General features: G+C 41.2%; 16 protein-coding genes and 1 pseudogene. 6 read left to right on the forward strand and 11 right to left on the reverse strand.

The features are described 5' to 3' along the window. Positions 1-166 precede the first annotated feature (166 nt). Positions 167-1474 (reverse strand): mannosyltransferase family protein, encoded by a 1308-nt coding sequence (locus A4S05_RS33200; protein ID WP_069074028.1) that lies wholly within the window; start codon positions 1472-1474, stop codon positions 167-169. Positions 1475-1896: 422 nt separating this feature from the next. Between A4S05_RS33200 and dxr the strand changes: the two genes are divergently transcribed. Then, a complete protein-coding gene (dxr, locus tag A4S05_RS33205) occupies positions 1897-3093 on the forward strand; it encodes a 1-deoxy-D-xylulose-5-phosphate reductoisomerase (RefSeq protein ID WP_069074029.1) in 1197 nt (398 codons plus the stop codon). A 155-nt stretch (positions 3094-3248) separates the two neighbouring features. On the opposite strand, the gene A4S05_RS33210 is transcribed toward dxr, so the two are convergent. Beyond that, positions 3249-3662: a hypothetical protein gene (locus tag A4S05_RS33210; protein ID WP_069074030.1), complete on the reverse strand. Its 414-nt coding sequence runs from the start codon at positions 3660-3662 to the stop codon at positions 3249-3251. 341 nt (positions 3663-4003) lie between these two features. Here A4S05_RS33210 and A4S05_RS33215 point away from each other — a divergent pair, with 341 nt between their 5' ends. Then, positions 4004-4201, forward strand: a complete 198-nt coding sequence (locus A4S05_RS33215; RefSeq protein WP_069074031.1) for a hypothetical protein — start codon at positions 4004-4006, stop codon at positions 4199-4201. A gap of 77 nt (positions 4202-4278) precedes the next feature. Here A4S05_RS33215 and A4S05_RS33220 read toward each other — a convergent pair whose 3' ends face one another. After that, complete coding sequence (locus A4S05_RS33220; RefSeq protein ID WP_069074032.1) at positions 4279-4779, reverse strand: acyl-CoA thioesterase; 501 nt, start codon at positions 4777-4779, stop codon at positions 4279-4281. Between the two features lie 116 nt (positions 4780-4895). Here A4S05_RS33220 and A4S05_RS33225 point away from each other — a divergent pair, with 116 nt between their 5' ends. Further along, complete coding sequence (locus tag A4S05_RS33225) at positions 4896-6965, forward strand: CHAT domain-containing protein (protein ID WP_069074033.1); 2070 nt, start codon at positions 4896-4898, stop codon at positions 6963-6965. 238 nt (positions 6966-7203) lie between these two features. Here the strand turns inward: A4S05_RS33225 and A4S05_RS33230 are convergent, their stop codons facing one another. The 3 genes from A4S05_RS33230 to A4S05_RS33240 all read right to left on the reverse strand — a co-directional run bounded on the left by A4S05_RS33230 (position 7204) and on the right by A4S05_RS33240 (position 10463). Further along, positions 7204-7548, reverse strand: a complete 345-nt coding sequence (locus tag A4S05_RS33230) for a DUF1815 family protein (RefSeq protein WP_069074034.1) — start codon at positions 7546-7548, stop codon at positions 7204-7206. Positions 7549-8515: 967 nt separating this feature from the next. Then, complete coding sequence (locus A4S05_RS33235) at positions 8516-8731, reverse strand: DUF2839 domain-containing protein (RefSeq protein ID WP_069074035.1); 216 nt, start codon at positions 8729-8731, stop codon at positions 8516-8518. A gap of 172 nt (positions 8732-8903) precedes the next feature. Further along, positions 8904-10463 (reverse strand): helicase C-terminal domain-containing protein, encoded by a 1560-nt coding sequence (locus A4S05_RS33240; protein WP_069074036.1) that lies wholly within the window; start codon positions 10461-10463, stop codon positions 8904-8906. 166 nt (positions 10464-10629) lie between these two features. On the opposite strand from A4S05_RS33240, the gene A4S05_RS33245 reads away from it, so the two are divergent. Next, complete coding sequence (locus A4S05_RS33245) at positions 10630-11592, forward strand: M48 family metallopeptidase (RefSeq protein ID WP_069074037.1); 963 nt, start codon at positions 10630-10632, stop codon at positions 11590-11592. Positions 11593-11897: 305 nt separating this feature from the next. Here A4S05_RS33245 and A4S05_RS33250 read toward each other — a convergent pair. Continuing rightward, positions 11898-12485: pseudogene (locus tag A4S05_RS33250) on the reverse strand (lysostaphin resistance A-like protein); the annotation flags it as partial. Positions 12486-12724: 239 nt separating this feature from the next. Continuing rightward, entirely contained in the window at positions 12725-13162 is a 438-nt protein-coding gene (locus A4S05_RS33255) for an AbrB family transcriptional regulator (protein WP_069074038.1), read from the reverse strand. Positions 13163-13309: 147 nt separating this feature from the next. On the opposite strand from A4S05_RS33255, the gene A4S05_RS42285 reads away from it, so the two are divergent. Continuing rightward, on the forward strand, positions 13310-13486 hold the full coding sequence (locus tag A4S05_RS42285) for a hypothetical protein (protein ID WP_176727181.1): 177 nt from the start codon (positions 13310-13312) through the stop codon (positions 13484-13486). A gap of 1146 nt (positions 13487-14632) precedes the next feature. Then, entirely contained in the window at positions 14633-15640 is a 1008-nt protein-coding gene (locus tag A4S05_RS33260; RefSeq protein WP_176727183.1) for a succinate dehydrogenase/fumarate reductase iron-sulfur subunit, read from the forward strand. Between the two features lie 63 nt (positions 15641-15703). On the opposite strand, the gene A4S05_RS33265 is transcribed toward A4S05_RS33260, so the two are convergent. The 3 genes from A4S05_RS33265 to A4S05_RS33275 form a co-directional block, all read right to left on the reverse strand. Beyond that, a complete protein-coding gene (locus A4S05_RS33265) occupies positions 15704-16228 on the reverse strand; it encodes a TolB family protein (RefSeq protein ID WP_069074040.1) in 525 nt (174 codons plus the stop codon). A gap of 77 nt (positions 16229-16305) precedes the next feature. After that, positions 16306-16866 carry a TolB family protein gene (locus A4S05_RS33270; RefSeq protein ID WP_069074041.1) on the reverse strand — a complete coding sequence of 187 codons (561 nt, stop codon included), beginning with the start codon at positions 16864-16866 and terminating at the stop codon, positions 16306-16308. Between the two features lie 47 nt (positions 16867-16913). Beyond that, positions 16914-17831 carry a Ycf66 family protein gene (locus A4S05_RS33275; RefSeq protein ID WP_069074042.1) on the reverse strand — a complete coding sequence of 306 codons (918 nt, stop codon included), beginning with the start codon at positions 17829-17831 and terminating at the stop codon, positions 16914-16916. Positions 17832-17960 lie beyond the last annotated feature (129 nt).

A 17960-nucleotide genomic window follows, 5' to 3' on the forward strand; every position in this document is an offset into this window, starting at 1 on the left:
AATTAAAACTTCACTACGTTCTATTGGAGCTAGAAGTTATCCAGACTTAGCAAAAGCAATTGAAACTGCTTTTACTCAAGTCTCGTTAACTGATATTTATAATTGGTTTACCCATTCTTGTTACTGTACTTCACCAGACTGAGAAATGCTATATTGTGCCTACCTACTAACCAACCCAGCGCTCTTGGGCAAATCCTATAGCTATTTTGGCTAGTAGTGTCACAAAAACGCCTAGTATTAAATATCCCTGGCGAGGATGGCGAGATAGCAGCACACCAATGGCTATATTTAAAGGCACAATACCATAGGCGAGACGGCTCAAGGAAATAGTGCCTCCAGAGGCTAGCAGCAAACCAATACCACAAAAGCCATAAATAACTGTAACTGGGGTCAGTTGCGTGCGTAAGCGCCACAACACATAGCCACCACCTAAGACCATAGTTAGGTTGAGCAAGTTATTAATCCACTGTTCGCTTGCCAGAATCAACAAAAATAAGATTAAAGCATAAAAGCCATAGAATAATTTCACAGAACGAAAATGTTGACGGAAATGCCATAAAAGATAGCCACTGGCAACAATCACGCCACAAAGCAAGAGATACCAGGGGTCTTGAATCCCACCAGAGGAGTTTTGAACCCAACCAAATTGCCAATTTTTTCTGCCAACTGCAATTTGCATGAGCATATTTAACCAACCCTGCCAATCAAACCCAAAGGAAGGCCGCCATCCCCTTTGTGCTTCGATAAAAGCTAGAGGGTTGCCAAAATAAATCGCACAATACAAGCTGAATAAAAGTATGCCAATAGCAGTCGTAAAACTAGCTATATAAGCAATGGGTGGTCGGCGTTCTTTCCACGATGCGATCGCCAATGCTGGAATTAGTGCCATACCTGTGGGACGTGTTGCTGTCGCCATCGCCCCCCAAAGGGCAATCCAGCCATACTGTTTTTGATCAAATGCCCGCAAAGTCGCCGTACTCAAAAACAAATACAGCCCCTCTGTGTAAATCACCCCCGTAAACATAGACGATGGATACAAAGAAACCACAGCAGTCACCCATTGCGCTGCATTGATGTCATAATGCTCCTTAACCCAAAAGTACAAACAGTAAAGCGCTGCGAAAAATGCTAAATTGTTGACTAATATACCTGCTAATTCAAACGGTAAGCCCAACTTCATCAAAACCCAGATACTTAAGGGAAATAGGGGAAAGAAAGCAAGATTGTGTTGCTTGCCGTCATTTACAAATTCATAGCCAGAAGTAGCGATCGCTCGATAATGCATAGTATCCCAGGCATCAAAAACACCCCAGCCAAAACGGGGCAAAAATTCTTCTGCTGGTAACGGTAGTTTTGGTGCAACCAGCAACATAACAGTCAAGATGAATATTCGGCTGGCAAACCATATTGCTGCTGGAAATAGGAAATCATTTTTCCATAAAGCTTTTTTTATAACTATCTGAACTTTGACCATAAGGTTGAGTGCTTCAACAAACTCCTTTATATATTCTTTTACCTATGGCTGTAACACAGCGATTTATGAGTAACATCTTGCATATTAAATCCTCCATCAAAATAATTAACAAACTGTACAGATTAAAAATTACTTAAAAGTGTTCCCTACTTGGTTGATTTTGTCAATTTTGTCGGAATTTATCTTTAAAAGTATAGTATTTATAAATACAAATTTTGTCTATATATATGAGAATTTGTCATTTGTTATTTGTCAAGAGTCATTAGTTAGTTAGTGATTTTCTCCCCTGTCCCCTTTGTCCCCCTTTTCCCTCATCTCCCCACTCCCTCTCTTGGAGTCAGTGTATCGAATATAGTGATTGCTGTTATTAAAGAGTCCCCAGCAATTTATAGTGGGAGTTGTCTGTAAATCCTTAAGCAATTGTGAAAGCGATTACTCTTGTTGGTTCCACTGGTTCTATTGGTACTCAGACTTTAGATATTGTCACTCAGTACCCAGATCAGTTTCGGATTGTGGGATTGGCGGCTGGGAGCAATGTCGAAATGTTGGCTGCTCAAATTCGGCAGTTTCGACCGGAAATAGCAGCCATTTGCTCAGAAGCTAAATTACCAGCACTCAAAGAAGCACTCATTGACCTCGATCCCCAACCGATTCTATTGGCAGGTGACGCCGGAGTGATAGAAGTTGCCCGTTACGGGGATTCCCAAACCGTTGTCACTGGTATCGTTGGCTGTGCTGGTTTACTACCCACGATCGCAGCTATTGAAGCTGGTAAAGATATTGCCTTAGCGAACAAAGAAACCCTGATTGCTGGGGCCCCTGTGGTTCTACCCCTAGTCGAAAAACACGGTGTAAAATTACTCCCAGCCGATTCCGAACATTCCGCAATCTTTCAATGCCTCCAAGGTGTTCCCAAAGATGGCTTGCGGAAAATTTTGCTCACTGCATCTGGTGGGGCTTTCCGCGACTGGGATGTAGAAAAGTTAGCAGATGTAACCGTTGCTGACGCTCTCAAGCATCCTAATTGGTCGATGGGGCGTAAAATCACAGTAGACTCTGCTACTTTGATGAACAAAGGACTGGAAGTAATTGAAGCTCACTTCCTGTTTGGATTGGATTATGACGATATCGAAATTGTCATTCATCCCCAGAGTATTATTCACTCGCTGATTGAACTGCAAGATACTTCCGTTTTAGCCCAACTCGGTTGGCCGGATATGCGCTTACCTTTGCTGTATGCTCTATCTTGGCCCGATCGCATCTATACCAACTGGGAACGACTAGATTTAGTCAAAGCTGGAAATTTAACCTTCCGTGAACCAGATCACCAAAAGTATCCTTGTATGCAGTTAGCTTATGCTGTGGGTAAAGCTGGTGGTTCCATGCCTGCTGTATTAAATGCCGCCAATGAGCAAGCTGTAGCTTTATTTTTAGATGAAAAAATTCGCTTTTTAGATATTCCCCGGTGTATCGAATGGGTGTGCGATCGCCATCAAAATGATAACCGTACAAATCCCTCTTTAGATGACATTTTGGCAGCAGATAAATGGGCAAGACAAGAAGTTTTAATAGCGACTGAAAAGTTAGAAACTCACTCGCGGATAATTTCTCTGCGATAAAAACTTTTAATTGCAGATACCCAAAAGGCAGATTTTCTGGCTCTTGACCAATTCTTGTTTAGCCTTCAGCATTAGCCTGAAGGCTAACGGCTAAATTCCTTTTTGTTCATTCTCTACCATGCTTTACTAGACTCTTTATCTGAGATAGTAATTGATTAACTAGAGACATTTGTCTTTGGCTTTTCTAATAAGAAAATAATTCCTAAAACCGGAAAAATTAAAGCTATTAAGTTCATCACTTTAAGTCCTTTTGAATCTATTCCCAATGATCCTAATAAAGATGTCTGGATGATTGAATGAATATTACCAAATATATACCAACTATAGATTCCAAGTGTAATCCATTTTGCCCACATCTTTTCTTGAAATATTCCAACTATTGCGGCAACCACAACTAAAGCAGTGATCGTCACAAAAAATATTGATGTAAAAGATATTTCATTACCAGCAGCATTATTTTTAAATATCATAATCCAAATTATTGCATTGACTGCACAACTTAAGGCAACTAAACCTAAGTATGCGATGCTGTACAGTTTTGCAACTTTCGTATAAATTTTTGTTACCATACACTTTATTCTCAGCCTTTTGATTTTCAAAAATCAAATAGCGTTAATGTATCCTTCCAAAATATAACTTTTACATACTGTAATCTTTTATACAAAATACTAAGAGGATATTTTTGAATAATTCTGCCAAATTGCCAAATAAGTTGCCTCTTCTCTGAATCATAGTCTCATTTTCAGGTAATATAGCATTGCTACTGTTAGATAAAAAATCTTAGCTTTAGTATCTATTTAAAACTAGGTTTAATAGCTTTAGCACTAGTAATTTTTACTTAAAATAAAAATTTACCTTTTCTGAATAAACCCACTATCAGACAAGGGCGATTATTAAGGAATTAATATATATGATTGCTATGCTGATTGTAGCTTGGATTGTCTTCATAATAGTATGGAAGTTGCTGAAAGCAACCGTGAGCAATGCATTGACTCTTGCGGCAATCCTTATTTTATTAAATATTAGTTTTGGTATTACTCCACAAGATATTTGGCAATACATAACCCAGTTTGCTCAAAATCTGTCGCAGATCCAAATTGGCAAGTAAAAAGAAATACTTCACTTTTGCTAATAAAAGGTGAAGTATAAATCCAATGTTCCTGTAATATTTACAGCCTTTGTAGTTCAATTATTATTTAATACTGAAATTTTAGCCAATGCATCCTTAACACTCGCTGGTAACTGACGCATAATCTTACCTCTTTCGCGATCTAAAGCGACTAAAGTCACTTTGGCGGTGACGTACAATTGTTGTCCATCAGCGGAGACAATGGCATAATCCCAATTGATTCGGACACCAGTCACCTCAGCCATCCGCGTTTTTACTACTACTGCCATACCCAATTGAATTGAACGGTGATAGCGCACCGACAGTTCTACAACTGGTAAATCGCAACCGATAACGACTAAATCAGCAAATTCAATCCCTATAGATCGCAAGCATTCAATCCGTGCTTCTTCCATCCAAGCTAGATAAGAACCGTGCCAGACAATGCCTGCATAGTCAGTGTGATGGGGTTGAACTCTCACAGGATATTCAAACCAATTCCCAAATTCATGATTTGATGGATTGTCAAGAGCGCTGGTTGGCGGTAGTTTTGGTTGAGTGGGTTTTTCTTCTGACATCTTCAAATTTCTCAGTACCTATAAATTTTCCAAATTATTGAATAGCATAAAAATTAATTGTGTTGCTGCACTTATTAATTTAATATTTACCTTCCGAGTATAGGGAGTGTTTTGTTATGCAGCCTAATCTCCAGTATGTGAGTGTTGTTACCTTGACTCTACTTAGTTTACTAGGTTTTGGGATGGTATATCCAGACAATAACCAGGTAAGCAAAAATGCGAGGTTGAGGTACGAATCTGGAGAAAAAGCTCAAGCTTTACCCACGAGTAATCAGATATCAGAAATTGCCAGACTCAATGAACAAGCTATCAAAGAATCTCGTCAAGGTCAATCGCAAGAAGCATTGCAGAGATTACAAAAAGCATTAGCTATCAGCACAGAACTTGGAGAGCGCTCTTGGGAAGCGGTAACATTCAACAACATCGGCAGAATCTACCAAGGTCAAACAAAGTATCCAGAGGCACTTCAATCTTATCAACAAGCCATATTAATTAACAAAGAACTTGGGGATCTGGTTCGACTTGGCAAAACTTACAGTAACATCGGTTACTTATTCGATATTCAAAACAAACCGGACTTAGCAATTTTTTTCTACAAGCATTGTTTGATTAATCGTGAGAAAGCTCGCTTGAATCCATCAGCACTGAGTGCGCCACAACCAGATGCTTACAGCATAACTGTGAGCCAGACATATCGCATTTTAGGTGAACGATTACTTAAACAGGAACGTGTTGCTGAAGCGCAAAGGACAATGGATTTACTCAAAGTCGAAGAACTAGAAGAATATCTCCAGAATGTGCCAGGTAATCAACGTACTGTCAAAGCTATTAATATAGCGGCAACAGAAAAACCGATTAAACAAAAGTTGGATCAAAGTGTGGATAATGCTGTTGTACTGGGTAAGGAACTGACAAAACTACGGAAAATTCCCCCCAAAGAGCGATCGCTAGAACAGAAAAAACGCATCGAGCAATTAGTCCTAAATCAACAGCAACTCCTGGATGAATTTAACGAATTTATTAATAGTCCTTCAGTAAAAGCACAGGTAGAGCAAATTAGCCTTACAGCTAGACGGCAAAATTTGGAATTGGAGAGTTTCAACCAACTTCGGGATAATTTGGCGCGATTACCTCAAAAATCAGCACTACTCTACCCACTGATTTTAAAAGATAGTTTGGAATTGGTATTGGTAACTCCTGAATCCCCACCAATTCATCGCACCGTTGCTATAAAACGCGAAAACCTCCACAAAACAATTGGTGCTTTCCGCCAAGCTTTAATCAATCCCAGTCGAAATATCAAAGCACCTGCACGCCAATTATATGACTGGCTAATTAAACCGATAGAGAAAGACTTGAAACTATCAGGTACGCAAACTCTGATTTACGCTCCAGACGATCGGTTACGCTACATTCCGTTAACTGCTTTATATGATGGCAAACAATGGCTAGTGCAGCGCTTCAATGTAAATCACATTACATCCGCCAGTCTGACTAACTTAAATACCCCACAACAATCAACTTTGCGGGTTTTAGCAGGTGCTTTTACTAAAGGTAATTATCAAATCAAAGTTGGTAATCGACAAGTTGCTTTTGCTGGCTTACCCTTTGCAACGCGGGAGGTGGAAAGTTTAGCAGCTGCGGTTCCTGAAACTACGAAGCTTTTAGACGATGCCTTTACTCCTAGAGTCGCTGTACCCCAAATGGATGATTATACAATTGTCCATTTAGCGACTCATGCAGCCTTTGTGGTTGGTAAACCAGAAGATTCGTTTATTTTATTTGGGAATGGCGATCGCGTTAATTTTAGAAATGTCGCCACTTGGTCACTCCCGAATGTAGATTTGGTAGTGTTGAGCGCCTGTGAAACCGGCTTGGGAGGCAAGTTAGGTAATGGTGAGGAAATTTTGGGCTTTGGCTATCAAATGCAACAAACCGGCGCTAGAGCCGCGATCGCCTCTTTGTGGTCTGTGGATGATGGTGGTACACAAGCACTGATGAGTGCTTTTTATGGTGTTCTCTCGACTAATAAGTTTAGTAAAACTGAAGCTTTACGACAAGCTCAAGTCTCATTAATTACTGGAGACTGGAAGACAATAAGTCACAATGCACCCTTAGCAGCGGTTAGTAACTTTAGTCATCCCTACTATTGGGCACCCTTTATTTTGATTGGCAATGGACTTTAGGTGTTTATAGTTCCTCACCTGTGCCAAAGGTTGATTTTTCCTTTTAACACCTTACAGCTAAAGGCTAAAAACCCGGTTCGTAAGGTTTAGACGTACACAAAAATCTGCGATGGGCTAACTAGGAGCCAATCACTTAATGGTAATGAAGAATAAGTCAGAGCGATCGCTAATTAAGCCACCATTACCGATTAACAGTTACCAATAATCAATTTTTAATTTGCCATCGACCTTTGGAACCTTAATACTTCTTGGCAAGAGTTTTAGAGCCTGTATCAGTTTGCATAGATTGCTTGACAAGATTAGCCAGTTCGTCTAGTTGGCTAATTGCTTCCGCGCCTTCTAGCTTCATTAGTTCGCGGTCATCCCGCATTTCTGTCCAAGTAATCCCATAATCGGACACTAAAAACCGAATTAGATGGTTATCACCCAAGCTAACCATAAACGAGGCACTATTCATTTGGTCGCCACAGGTGTAGCAGGATGCAGGATACCCGCGCCGCTCTAGAACAACCGCCAAGGCTTGGAGGTTCATTACCAAGTCTTGGACGAATTGTCGATGTTGATGTGCTAGTCTCAGAAACACTTTTGTCCTCCAGACACCACAGTCGTTTGAGTTTCTTTTATATTTTCTTTAGATTTTCTCATCCACTGGTATTGTAAACTATTCAATACAATTACTAGACAGATGATATTGAGTCGTTAATTGACTACCTTGTTTAGGGTAGTGTATCGGGGTTTTGAGGGCCGTATCAAACTATTCAGTTTGCAAATACAAAATCTCGGACAGAATTGCTAAATTTAACCATATCTTTATACACTTCTGTCAGGGTAGATTCTTGCAAGAAACGATCCGCTTTAAGAGTAACTTAAATCTAGCACTAGTCAACTACAGAAAAGCTACATATTTCGTCTTTATTGGCTACGTGCAGCCCAATTTACCGTTAGTAGATGCTATGACGTAGTTTTGCATCGTTATAGTTAGTCTTGTTTAGATGTTTAATCTATTCTCTTGCTAACGTAAATTTTGGTATGGACAAATGATTCGGTATACCAAATTCGTTCCTCCTGTACGTATAAAGTTGAGCAAATGACAATGTGAATTTGAAATTAAGTACTTAAAACTAGAAAATAGTGCTTAATACTACTTTGTTACGTGTTTTATAGACAAGTGTGAGTGTAAACTCCAGGATGGATCAACTCAACACTGACAATACCTAAACTCAGCAGAGTTATGTTGCCATTTAGGCAATATTTATAACTATTTTGGGATTATCCTCAAAAAGTTGTACTAACCAAAGTATGAGAGATTTGTAAAGATTCTTATCTTAATTTAGTTTTGCCAAATTTGACGAAATATATAATATATTTTGATTGCTTATTCAATTTGAATAATTATTTAATATGAAACACTAGATTAACTAATTCATAATTTTTAGCAAAGAACCATACCAAATTGTCAAATTAGCGGTTTTTACCTGTTTGGGTATAAATCTTCAACTAATTCAATTGCAAATTATTTGAAAAATCCACCCCTAAAAGGGGTGAGAGTATTAGTAGACTACTTGCCACCAACCAAAAGCTGGGCCGATAAAACGGATAGTTGCCCATCCTACGACCATAAGACCAATGCCTATCCAGGCACCACGAGTAGTCCACGTGACAAATTGTTCGCCTTGAGTTTTTGTGATCGGAACCCAAGACAAGATGCGAGTATCTTGACCGTATGTTTCTCCCAGTGTGCTTTTACGACGCTTTGCTTCACCCATAATCAGCAACTCAAATTCTATTTAGGTTCTAAATTTATTTTGCCAGGAATCATGGCTATAGAGAGGCGATAAATTACATCACCTTCTATAAGCTGATAATAGTGCTTGCTTTTAGACGATCGCACTTTGGTTGACAAAATTTAAATTGGGAATTGGGCATTGGTAACTGAATTTAGGCGGAATTTTCCTCATCTGTATTGGAAAACAGACTGGGATCAAGATAGTTAATGCGTGCTAAAGGACTTAAGGCAGCGAGAACTTGAGCGCCGTAGCTACGGTTAACTACACGACTATCAAGCAAAGCCACAATCCCTTGACTTTCTCGGACTGGAGCGATCGCTCTTTGTAATTCATTCAAAGCAGCGGGCAACAAATATAAACGAAACCAATCTTGATGCGATCGCTTATAAAGAGCTACCCTACCAGCTACCAGGGGATTTTCCAAAGATGGCAGGGGCAAAGTAGCAATGATTAATAGATGGGGTGCTGGCAAGACTCGTTGATGTTCTCGCCAAAATTCCCAACCACTAATTAAAATACCATTCTCATCCAAACAAGTTTTTTCTACTTGCACCCGTGAACCAAACTCTGAAGCCAGAATTGTCGCCACTTGAGCCTTTAGTGGTACATCCCCAACCAAAACAGCCGTCAATCCTGGTGCTGTCGCACTTAGACAAACTAGTGTGCGGACTTTGTGGATAAATTCCGCTTGAAATTCTGGTGTGTTGGGTAGGGGCAACTTATAGGGTACATACAGTTGAATTGCTTCCGCTTGACTCTCCGAAGAGAACTTTAGACAAGTTAAATCATCCAAACCAAGGCGCTGGCGGAAAAGAGGAGCCTCGGTTTCCGGTTCGATAGCGCTGCCAATTAAAACTACTGGTTGTCGCTGCCAAATAGGCGAGAGTATTTCCCCTAATTCCATTGGGGCGTAGTGTAAAGAAAATAAACCTTGTCGATGGGCAATAGTCGCCCAGAAGAGAGGAGGGGAAGATGAGGGGGAAAGATTTTCGTTAAGGGTTTGAAATTGTTGCCAGAAATTTTTCCAAGGTTCTGGCAATGCTTCTAATGACTCTAAAGCAGAATAGAGACGACTCAAAATTTCTATTTCTGGCTGGGAAATTAGATAGCACTGATATGGATTTGCAGGATGCTGAAAAAGTTCGTGTGTCAGTTCAATCCGTGCTTCGCGAATTGCCTCAGCTTGGTTTGGGCAAGCCAGCATGAGTTGATCCCAATCATCGGGTTGAATATCTTGGGTAAGCTGATCACGCACCCAATCTTCGAGATCATCTACCCCATCAATAATTGTAGGAATGCCTTGGGGAAAGCGATCGCCACCAGCAAATTGTCCTGTTAACCAAGCTTCTGGGGAGGTCAGCAGTAGCCCTTGAAACTCAGCACCAGGCCAAGCGTCACCTGTTCTAATCGATTTATTAGCTGGTAGCCACTGCTGTAGCCGGGGAATTTCCACCCGCAGCAGAAGTTGCTGCACCGCTTCTTGAGCAACAATAATTACAGGGCCATGCCACATTAGAGCTGATGCTACGAAACTAGTACGATACCGCCCTTGATAGCCACAAACCGCCCCGACTTGAATTAGGGCGCTACGTCCCAGGCGCAAGGCGCGTGCTACCAACCGTGCCATCGTCAAATGATGGGGCCAGGAAGGGAACCCCGCTTGCGATCGCAAAAAGTTATGTAGTGACAAATGAACTTCTGCCTCAATCACACGCTTTTAATTCCATACAAAGTGATTTTTACTTCCAATTGCCCCATTTCTATTATCTTGTCATTTGTCATTTGTTCTTTGTCCTTTGTTCTTTGCCATTGATCCAAAACTAATGACTAATGACCAATGACTAATGACTAATGACCAATCACCAATACCCTGAATTATGCCAACTTACACAGGAATTTCCAGCGAAGCCTTCAGGCATCCACTAGATCGCCAAGCCGAGCAAGCTTTACGAAATTTACCGGGATTTGATTTAATTGCTCGTAAATTTGTGGAATTTATCTACGAACGCCCTCAATTAGTCTATCTAATGGGTAACACCATCCAAGTCGGGCCGCGTCAATATTCCACTATTTACCAAATGTTTCGGGAATGCGTCCGAGATTTGGACATTTACCCAGAACCTACACTGTTTGTCTCGCAAGATCCCCAACCAAATAGCTATGCGCTGGGGCAAGAAAATCCTTACATAGTCGTAAATACAGGGATACTAGACTTACTAGATGAAGCCGAGATTCGGGTGGTGTTAGCCCATGAACTGGGGCATATTAAATGTGGTCATACTATTTTAATTCAAATGGCGATGTGGGCGATGAGTGCTGCTTCCGCCTTGGGTGAATTGACCTTCGGCCTCGGTAATCTTGTTACACAAGGCTTAATTTATGCTTTTTTTGAGTGGCGGCGGAAAGCCGAGCTATCCTCAGATCGTGCCGCACTACTAGTTGTAGATGACTTGAATCCTGTAATGTTAACGATGATGAAACTCTCTGGCGGTAGTCACAAATATGCCAATGAGTGTAGTTTACAAGAGTTTATCAAGCAGTCAGAAAATTATCAGGCACTTGATGATGATGGACTGAATCAGGTATATAAATTCTTGATGTACAATGGCGCTCAGGGTACAATGTTGACTCATCCTTTCCCTGTTGAACGCTTGCATTATTTACGGGCGTGGGCAGTATCCGAAGAATACCAGCAAATTCGCCGAGGAAATTATCAGCGATCGCCTGCTTCCGGAGCAGTTAATGTTCCAGCAGAATCTTCCGAAAATCAGACAGAAGCTTTACGCCGCCAAATTGAAGAATTACAACGAGAAATCGACAGAATCCGAAGGAATCAGTAGTTTTTAGTCCTAAAGGTGGATTTAGATCCCCGACTTCTTTGAGAAGTCGGGGATCTGGGTAGTTGACGTAAATCTTCGATGCAAAATTAAAAATACTTAGAAAATAACCAGATAATTACTCCAGTTCCCAATACACAAATAATTCCCGCTAAACCAGCTAGGGGTTTTTTATTCTTACCTGTAAACCAATCAGAGACAATACCAGTGTAATTAATTAATTCTGCTGTATCTAGGGTAGCGATCGCCCATACCCATCCCGCGTGCAATCCCCAAGCTAAACCCAAGTTACCGCTAGAGGCAAAGCGTGCCAACACCAGCACCATTCCCATCAGCCACAATCCAGGGAGTTGGGGTGCTGTTTCGCTTTGCTCCCAAACCAAATGTAGCAAAGCAAAAATCAAGCTAGAAATTGCTGCTGCTACCAAAATTGGGTAATCCTGCGCTAATTCAGTAAACAGGAAACCGCGAAAAACTAACTCTTCTATCCCACCGACTAAGAACGCTATCAAGAAAATCGGTAGCAAGATGGGTGGTATTAACTTGAAATTCGTCTTTTCAAAAGAACACCAGCCTAACCAGAATTGCCCACTAAATACAATAGCTAGACTCAGCACTCCCAAACCAAAACCTAGTGCTAAAGAACCAAGAGTTGAAAGATTGCTAACAAAACCGTAATCTGAAAAAGATTTATTAGTAAGCAAAACAACTCCCCAAAGAATCAGGGGAGCTAATAGGTAAAGTGACACCAATAACGGCATCTTTTGCTCTGGCTGTAAAGGTTTAGGAGGTTGCCAATTAAGCAATATTGCTGATACTGCTGCTACTGGCAACCAGCTAACTATCCAGCAAACAAAAAATGCCATCACTATAACTAGTGCTGGCGCATTTTCCATAAATGCCAGTAAGGCATTGACTGAAGGCTCAAAGAAAGTTATCAAAATAAACACGATAGACTCCTTGCATTATAGATTTCTTGCTGATTAATCAAGACTCTACTAAACTTGGTGACTTCTGCAAGGAGTCTAATCGTATTTTTTAACTGGGACAAAATTTTCTCAACAGAGTTACCAGTTTGCTATTAGGGTAAGGAGAAGTTATCATCATCTGAAACTTATCCTTACCATCAGCAAATTTACTCTTCGTCTTCCAAATCTTCGTCTGATTCGTCAGAGTCTATATCTTGTGAGGTCAGTTTTTTATCAGTTTCACCGAGTTGAATTAAGTGAATATGTTTGTATCCCAGTCTAATTTCAAACTCATCTCCAGGCTTTAAACCCATTGCTTTGGTATATGTAGCACCAATCACAATCTGACCATTTTGATGGACACTAACCCGATATGTCGGTTCACGACCACGGCCATCTTTAGGTGCTTCTGGACTTAGAGGAATTCCTCTAGCAGATAGCAAAGCGTCATAAAAATCGGTGAGATTGACACGAACCTGGTTATTCTTAGTAACAGTGTAATAGCCGCACTGTTTAGCTCTTTCTCGGCGTGGTAAAGTGGAAAGTTCTTTTACTTTCGCAAGTAGTGCTTTTCCGGTTAATGGCGCGGTTGCAGTTTCAGTCATTATGCTCAAATTTTCCTTACTCTCTCCAAACTGATAAACGATGTAGTCTTATGCCAGCATTTAGCTTTTTAGCATTTGCATAGAGCTACTTAAGACCCTAGTGTAAAGGGTGAATTCCTGCCGATAGGAGCCAAAAGCACTTCTATTATGGTTGTCCACAACCAACTAGAGGCTATAGTTGCCACAGACATTTATTTTGGTGATGTTACGGCACTTTTAACCATTATTCGCCATCAGAAAGAAAACTATTTTCTCCTTTGGCGCTACTGTAGCGGTGTAACTTTCAGCCACCTTTACAAATTGGTCAGGTTCTACTGCAAATAAGTCGTAGACCTAAGAAATTGCAGGTTTTTCACTTTCAGTGCTTGTCTTTATTGCCAATGAGCAAGTAGAGTTTTCTCCACTCGTCCTCTCAAGCTTTAGACAGCATAGTATTTCAATAGAGTCCTACGGGCATAAGCCCTTTTGTCCTGCCAGTAGAGACGCGAATTTTCTTGTCTCTACATTACGAATCAACAAAGCAGTAGTAGCCGCGCTGATACGGCTATTAATTCTGGTTTTGTCACTTCGTAATTTTATATTAAATACTAGCATGGACTAATAATAGCAAAATAGTTGTTTAATTTTGAATTAAAGTTGCTGGTAAATTTTTATTTAAATTCCTGGACTTGAAAGTTGAAAAAAGCAGTGGAGATTTTACTAACCCTTTATTGCAAGCGTGAGTATTGGCATCTGGCTTTTATAAAAATTTATATAATTGAGACGAGCAGTTTTGACCAATGAGTTAAATCCAAGATTTTCTTGATTGAGAGTCAGCCAAAAAGCAAAAAGTCTCGCGTGTACGGGTTTTCCAGTGCTCTAAGTTTTCTTTGAAAGTGGTGAGGATTTGTCTTCTGATTATTATCCGAAGGTGAAAAGCGATCAGAGGATTTTGCACGTCTGTCTATGGGAATAATAAGTCTCTTAACAGATGCCTAGGGCTTGATTGTCAGTACTATATGTTGAACATGGGCTTTTACACTTCTATATAATCAAAAAATTCCGTCAAGGGTTACCGAAGCCAGAATTTTCCAACCGAGACTGCTAGACTCAAGCTGACATAAAGATGTGTTGCTAACCTGACATGTATTTAATTTGGATATGATCGCAAGTTCAGAGATGAACCTAAGTCCCTCTATCCGCAAACCCTCTTTCCTTGACATTGCCAAACAGATAAATTTAATGGAAAGCTGCAATTACATTTTTGGCGTTTTATCTTAGAATTTGACAAAAATCTTGTCTACAGGGCTGCTACAACTAAAATTTTAATGGTTATCCTTAAACTAGAATCAGTCACTCTTTAATCGTCAGTATATTAACACCAGGGTTTGAATTAAGGCAAAAAGAGTATAGCTCACTTTTCGCAATTACCTACCTTGACTGATGATTTTCGAGCCTGGTGAAGCAATTTTAAAATTTTGGTTAGTGGTAATGAAAGTTATTTTTAAGGTAATTCGACAGCAACAAAATTCCTCTCCTGTTGTGCAAACCTACCTTGTGGAGGCAGAACCAGGTAATACAATCTTGGATTGCCTCAATCATATTAAGTGGGAGCAAGATGGAACTTTAGCATTTCGCAAAAATTGCCGCAATACCATTTGTGGTAGCTGTGCTATACGAATTAATGGACGTTCGGCTTTAGCTTGTAAGGAAAATGTTGGCAGTGAACTTGCCAGATTACAACAAATACCATCATCAGAAAGTAAAGTAAATGCCATTGGCGAAATCACGATCGCTCCTCTCGGTAATATGCCCGTGATTAAAGATTTGGTTGTAGATATGAGCAGCTTTTGGAATAATCTAGAGGCAGTTGCTCCTTATGTGAGTACGGCAGCACGACAAGTACCAGAAAGAGAGTTTTTGCAAACACCACAAGAGCGATCGCGCCTCGATCAAACTGGTAACTGTATTATGTGCGGTGCTTGTTACTCTGAATGCAACGCCCGTGAAGTCAATCCAGACTTTGTAGGGCCTCATGCCCTTGCCAAAGCTTACCGGATGGTAGGAGACTCCCGCGATAGCGATACCGAAAATCGTTTAGAAAGTTACAACGAAGGTACTAAAGGTGTATGGGGTTGTACCCGTTGTTTATATTGCGATTCAGTTTGTCCAATGGAAGTTGCACCATTAGAACAAATCACCAAAATTAAACAAGAAATTCTCACTCACAAACAAGCCAGCGACAGCCGCTCAATTCGCCACCGAAAAGTATTGATAGATTTGGTTAAAGAAGGTGGTTGGATTGATGAACGTCAATTTGGTTTACAAGTGGTCGGTAATTATTTTCGGGATTTAAAAGGATTACTCAGCCTTGCACCCCTAGGTTTGCGGATGTTATGTCGAGGTAAATTCCCCCTATCATTTGAAGCCTCTGAAGGGACGCAACAAGTGCGATCGCTCATTGAATCTGTGCAACAAGAATTAGGGAATAGGGAATAGGGAGTAGGGAATAGGGAATTTTCTTTCACCACTCCCTACTCCCCATTCCCCATTCCCCATTCTTCAACGCGGTTCTTGAGGTATATTCAACGGCCGTCCAAAACGGTCATATACTAAAACATCCCACTGCCCATTGTTACTAGATTCAAAAGCAATCCTACTACCGTCAGCGCTAATTGTAGGGTTACGGACTTCCGCTTGCAGGTTAGAAGTCATATTTCGTGATTGGCGTGTCTCCCGGTCGTAGAGAAAAATAGCCGATCGCCCCTGACGACTAGCCGCAAACACAACATAACGACCATCTTGTGAAACACTAGGATGATTTGCGATCGCATCAAGGGAGTTTAAACCTGGTAAATCAACCAAATCGCGAGTTACCGTATCAAACATATAAACATCTTGGCTACCCCGTCGGTCAGTAATAAAAACAATGTATCTCCCAGAAATCTGGGGGTTTAATTCCGACGCTAAACTATTAAGACTCCGACCCCCCGGATCAAAGGGATAACTCAAAAGACGAGGGTAACCAAAACACCCAGTCAGTAAACTGGAGCATAAAAATATAGGTATAAAAAAAACACGTTTCATATAATTTTAGTCATTAGTCATTAGTCAATAGTCTCACAACTCCTGACTCCTAACTCCTGACTCCTAACTCCTAACTCCTACGGGGGTGGACTTACAGTTGCACCATTGGGAATATCTAACTCAATATTTGGCCCCCGGTCTAGGACTTCAATATCCCACTGACCACGGATGGCGGTTTCAAAGACAACATAACGTCCATCTGGGCTAATATTTGGTTTTCTGACCCAGCCGCGATAGGTTGGTGTGACGATTTGCGACTGTTGCGTAGCGCGATCGTAAAGCGCCACCACTGCTCTACCTTGATCACTAGTAAGATAAGCAATATAACGCCCGGTGTAGCTTAAGCTAGGACTTTCGGCAATTGTCTCTGCTCGGTTGATCCCCGGTGTGCGAATAAACAATTGCCTCTCCAAATCGTACATTAGTAGCTGCTGATTACCGTTCCGATTCGATACAAACGCTAAAAAGCGCCCATTTCCGCTCAAAACAGGTTGCTCCTCGGTGTAGCGACTGTTGAGGGAAGTAGGCCCTATGGGAACATCGTTAGAACCACAAGATACAAGCAAACTTGTTAAACCAAAAACTAGGCTCCAATGAATTGGTCTTTGGAGCCAAAATGTAGGCGTAAATTTTTCCACCTCAATTGTTTTCCGTCGCCTCTAAACCAACTTCCACACCAACTGTTTTAAATATCGTCATCAAAATCGTTTGAATTATCTGGCCCTTCATTTGGCTTTTCAATCGGATTGTATGGCACATAATCAGTTGGGATCGCATCATCATCTTCGCGCGGTCTTCGAGGAGTTGAGTCAGTGGTGGGACGACGCCTTCTCGGTCTAGGAGCAACATCATCTTCACGACTTTCGGGACGCTGGGGCCCATTATTACTGCGGCGAGAAGGTTTTCTGACCTCTCCACCGGAAGTTTCCCAATCATCAACTTGCCTAGACGAAGAACCCCAATTTTCTTCTTCAGAGGTTTCAGAAGGGCGATTCACAGGACGCCCAGAAGTACGCCGCCGTGTTCTATCCGTTGGAGCCTGTCTTTCACTACTGCTGCCGTTACGGCGTTCAGAACGACGGGGGGGTTGCTCCTGGTAGTAGTCATCACGAGTTGAAATCTCATCCCTGCTACCCCGAATCCGGGCACGCACGGGGCGTTCTTCCTCGTCTTCATAAGGCAATGGATCTAAGTCTGCATCCATTTCAGCTTGATACTTTCTGCGATCGTTATAAGAATAGTTTCTGCTTACCTCCCGCTCATCATCCACAATAGGAGTGTTGCGCTTTGCTTGCTGGGTAGCTATACTCCGCAGGCGAATACTTTCAACTGCAAAAAATACAGTTGTACCAACTAAAAGCAGTTGCCCAAATTGCAGAATCGGGTCTAGCCGCCATCCTTGAAATACGAGAATGAAGCCGCAGAGCAAGCCGACTGCGGCAAAAAAAATGTCTTGATCCCGTGACAATTCTGGACGCACAGTGCGGAGAAAATACAGTGCTGCCCCAGCCACAGCCAGGAAAATTCCTAGAATACTGGCTGAGTTTGCTCCAAAATTTACCTGAGCCAGAAAACTGGCTGAGTTCAGCCCAAAATTTATCATTGCTGTTTTCCCGATATCAAATCTATGTTAGCGAGTCACAATTAAAATCACTACTCTAATTAGGAACGATATATTGAAGCTTCAAAGCTTCTGGCAAAGAAGCTCTGAAGCTATTCACCGAAAAGTAAA

This window comes from Nostoc sp. KVJ20 (assembly GCF_001712795.1).
Taxonomy (GTDB): Bacteria; Cyanobacteriota; Cyanobacteriia; order Cyanobacteriales; family Nostocaceae; genus Nostoc.

Bases quoted from the DNA above. Each gene is read 5' to 3' on its own strand.
- A4S05_RS33200 (WP_069074028.1), bottom strand. From the start codon at position 1,474: ATGGTCAAAGTTCAGATAGTTATAAAAAAAGCTTTATGGAAAAATGAT.
- A4S05_RS33210 (WP_069074030.1), bottom strand. From the start codon at position 3,662: ATGGTAACAAAAATTTATACGAAAGTTGCAAAACTGTACAGCATCGCA.
- A4S05_RS33215 (WP_069074031.1), top strand. From the start codon at position 4,004: ATGATTGCTATGCTGATTGTAGCTTGGATTGTCTTCATAATAGTATGG.
- A4S05_RS33220 (WP_069074032.1), bottom strand. From the start codon at position 4,779: ATGTCAGAAGAAAAACCCACTCAACCAAAACTACCGCCAACCAGCGCT.
- A4S05_RS33225 (WP_069074033.1), top strand. From the start codon at position 4,896: ATGCAGCCTAATCTCCAGTATGTGAGTGTTGTTACCTTGACTCTACTT.
- A4S05_RS33235 (WP_069074035.1), bottom strand. From the start codon at position 8,731: ATGGGTGAAGCAAAGCGTCGTAAAAGCACACTGGGAGAAACATACGGT.
- A4S05_RS33245 (WP_069074037.1), top strand. From the start codon at position 10,630: ATGCCAACTTACACAGGAATTTCCAGCGAAGCCTTCAGGCATCCACTA.
- A4S05_RS33255 (WP_069074038.1), bottom strand. From the start codon at position 13,162: ATGACTGAAACTGCAACCGCGCCATTAACCGGAAAAGCACTACTTGCG.
- A4S05_RS42285 (WP_176727181.1), top strand. From the start codon at position 13,310: ATGGTTGTCCACAACCAACTAGAGGCTATAGTTGCCACAGACATTTAT.
- A4S05_RS33260 (WP_176727183.1), top strand. From the start codon at position 14,633: ATGAAAGTTATTTTTAAGGTAATTCGACAGCAACAAAATTCCTCTCCT.
- A4S05_RS33265 (WP_069074040.1), bottom strand. From the start codon at position 16,228: ATGAAACGTGTTTTTTTTATACCTATATTTTTATGCTCCAGTTTACTG.
- A4S05_RS33275 (WP_069074042.1), bottom strand. From the start codon at position 17,831: ATGATAAATTTTGGGCTGAACTCAGCCAGTTTTCTGGCTCAGGTAAAT.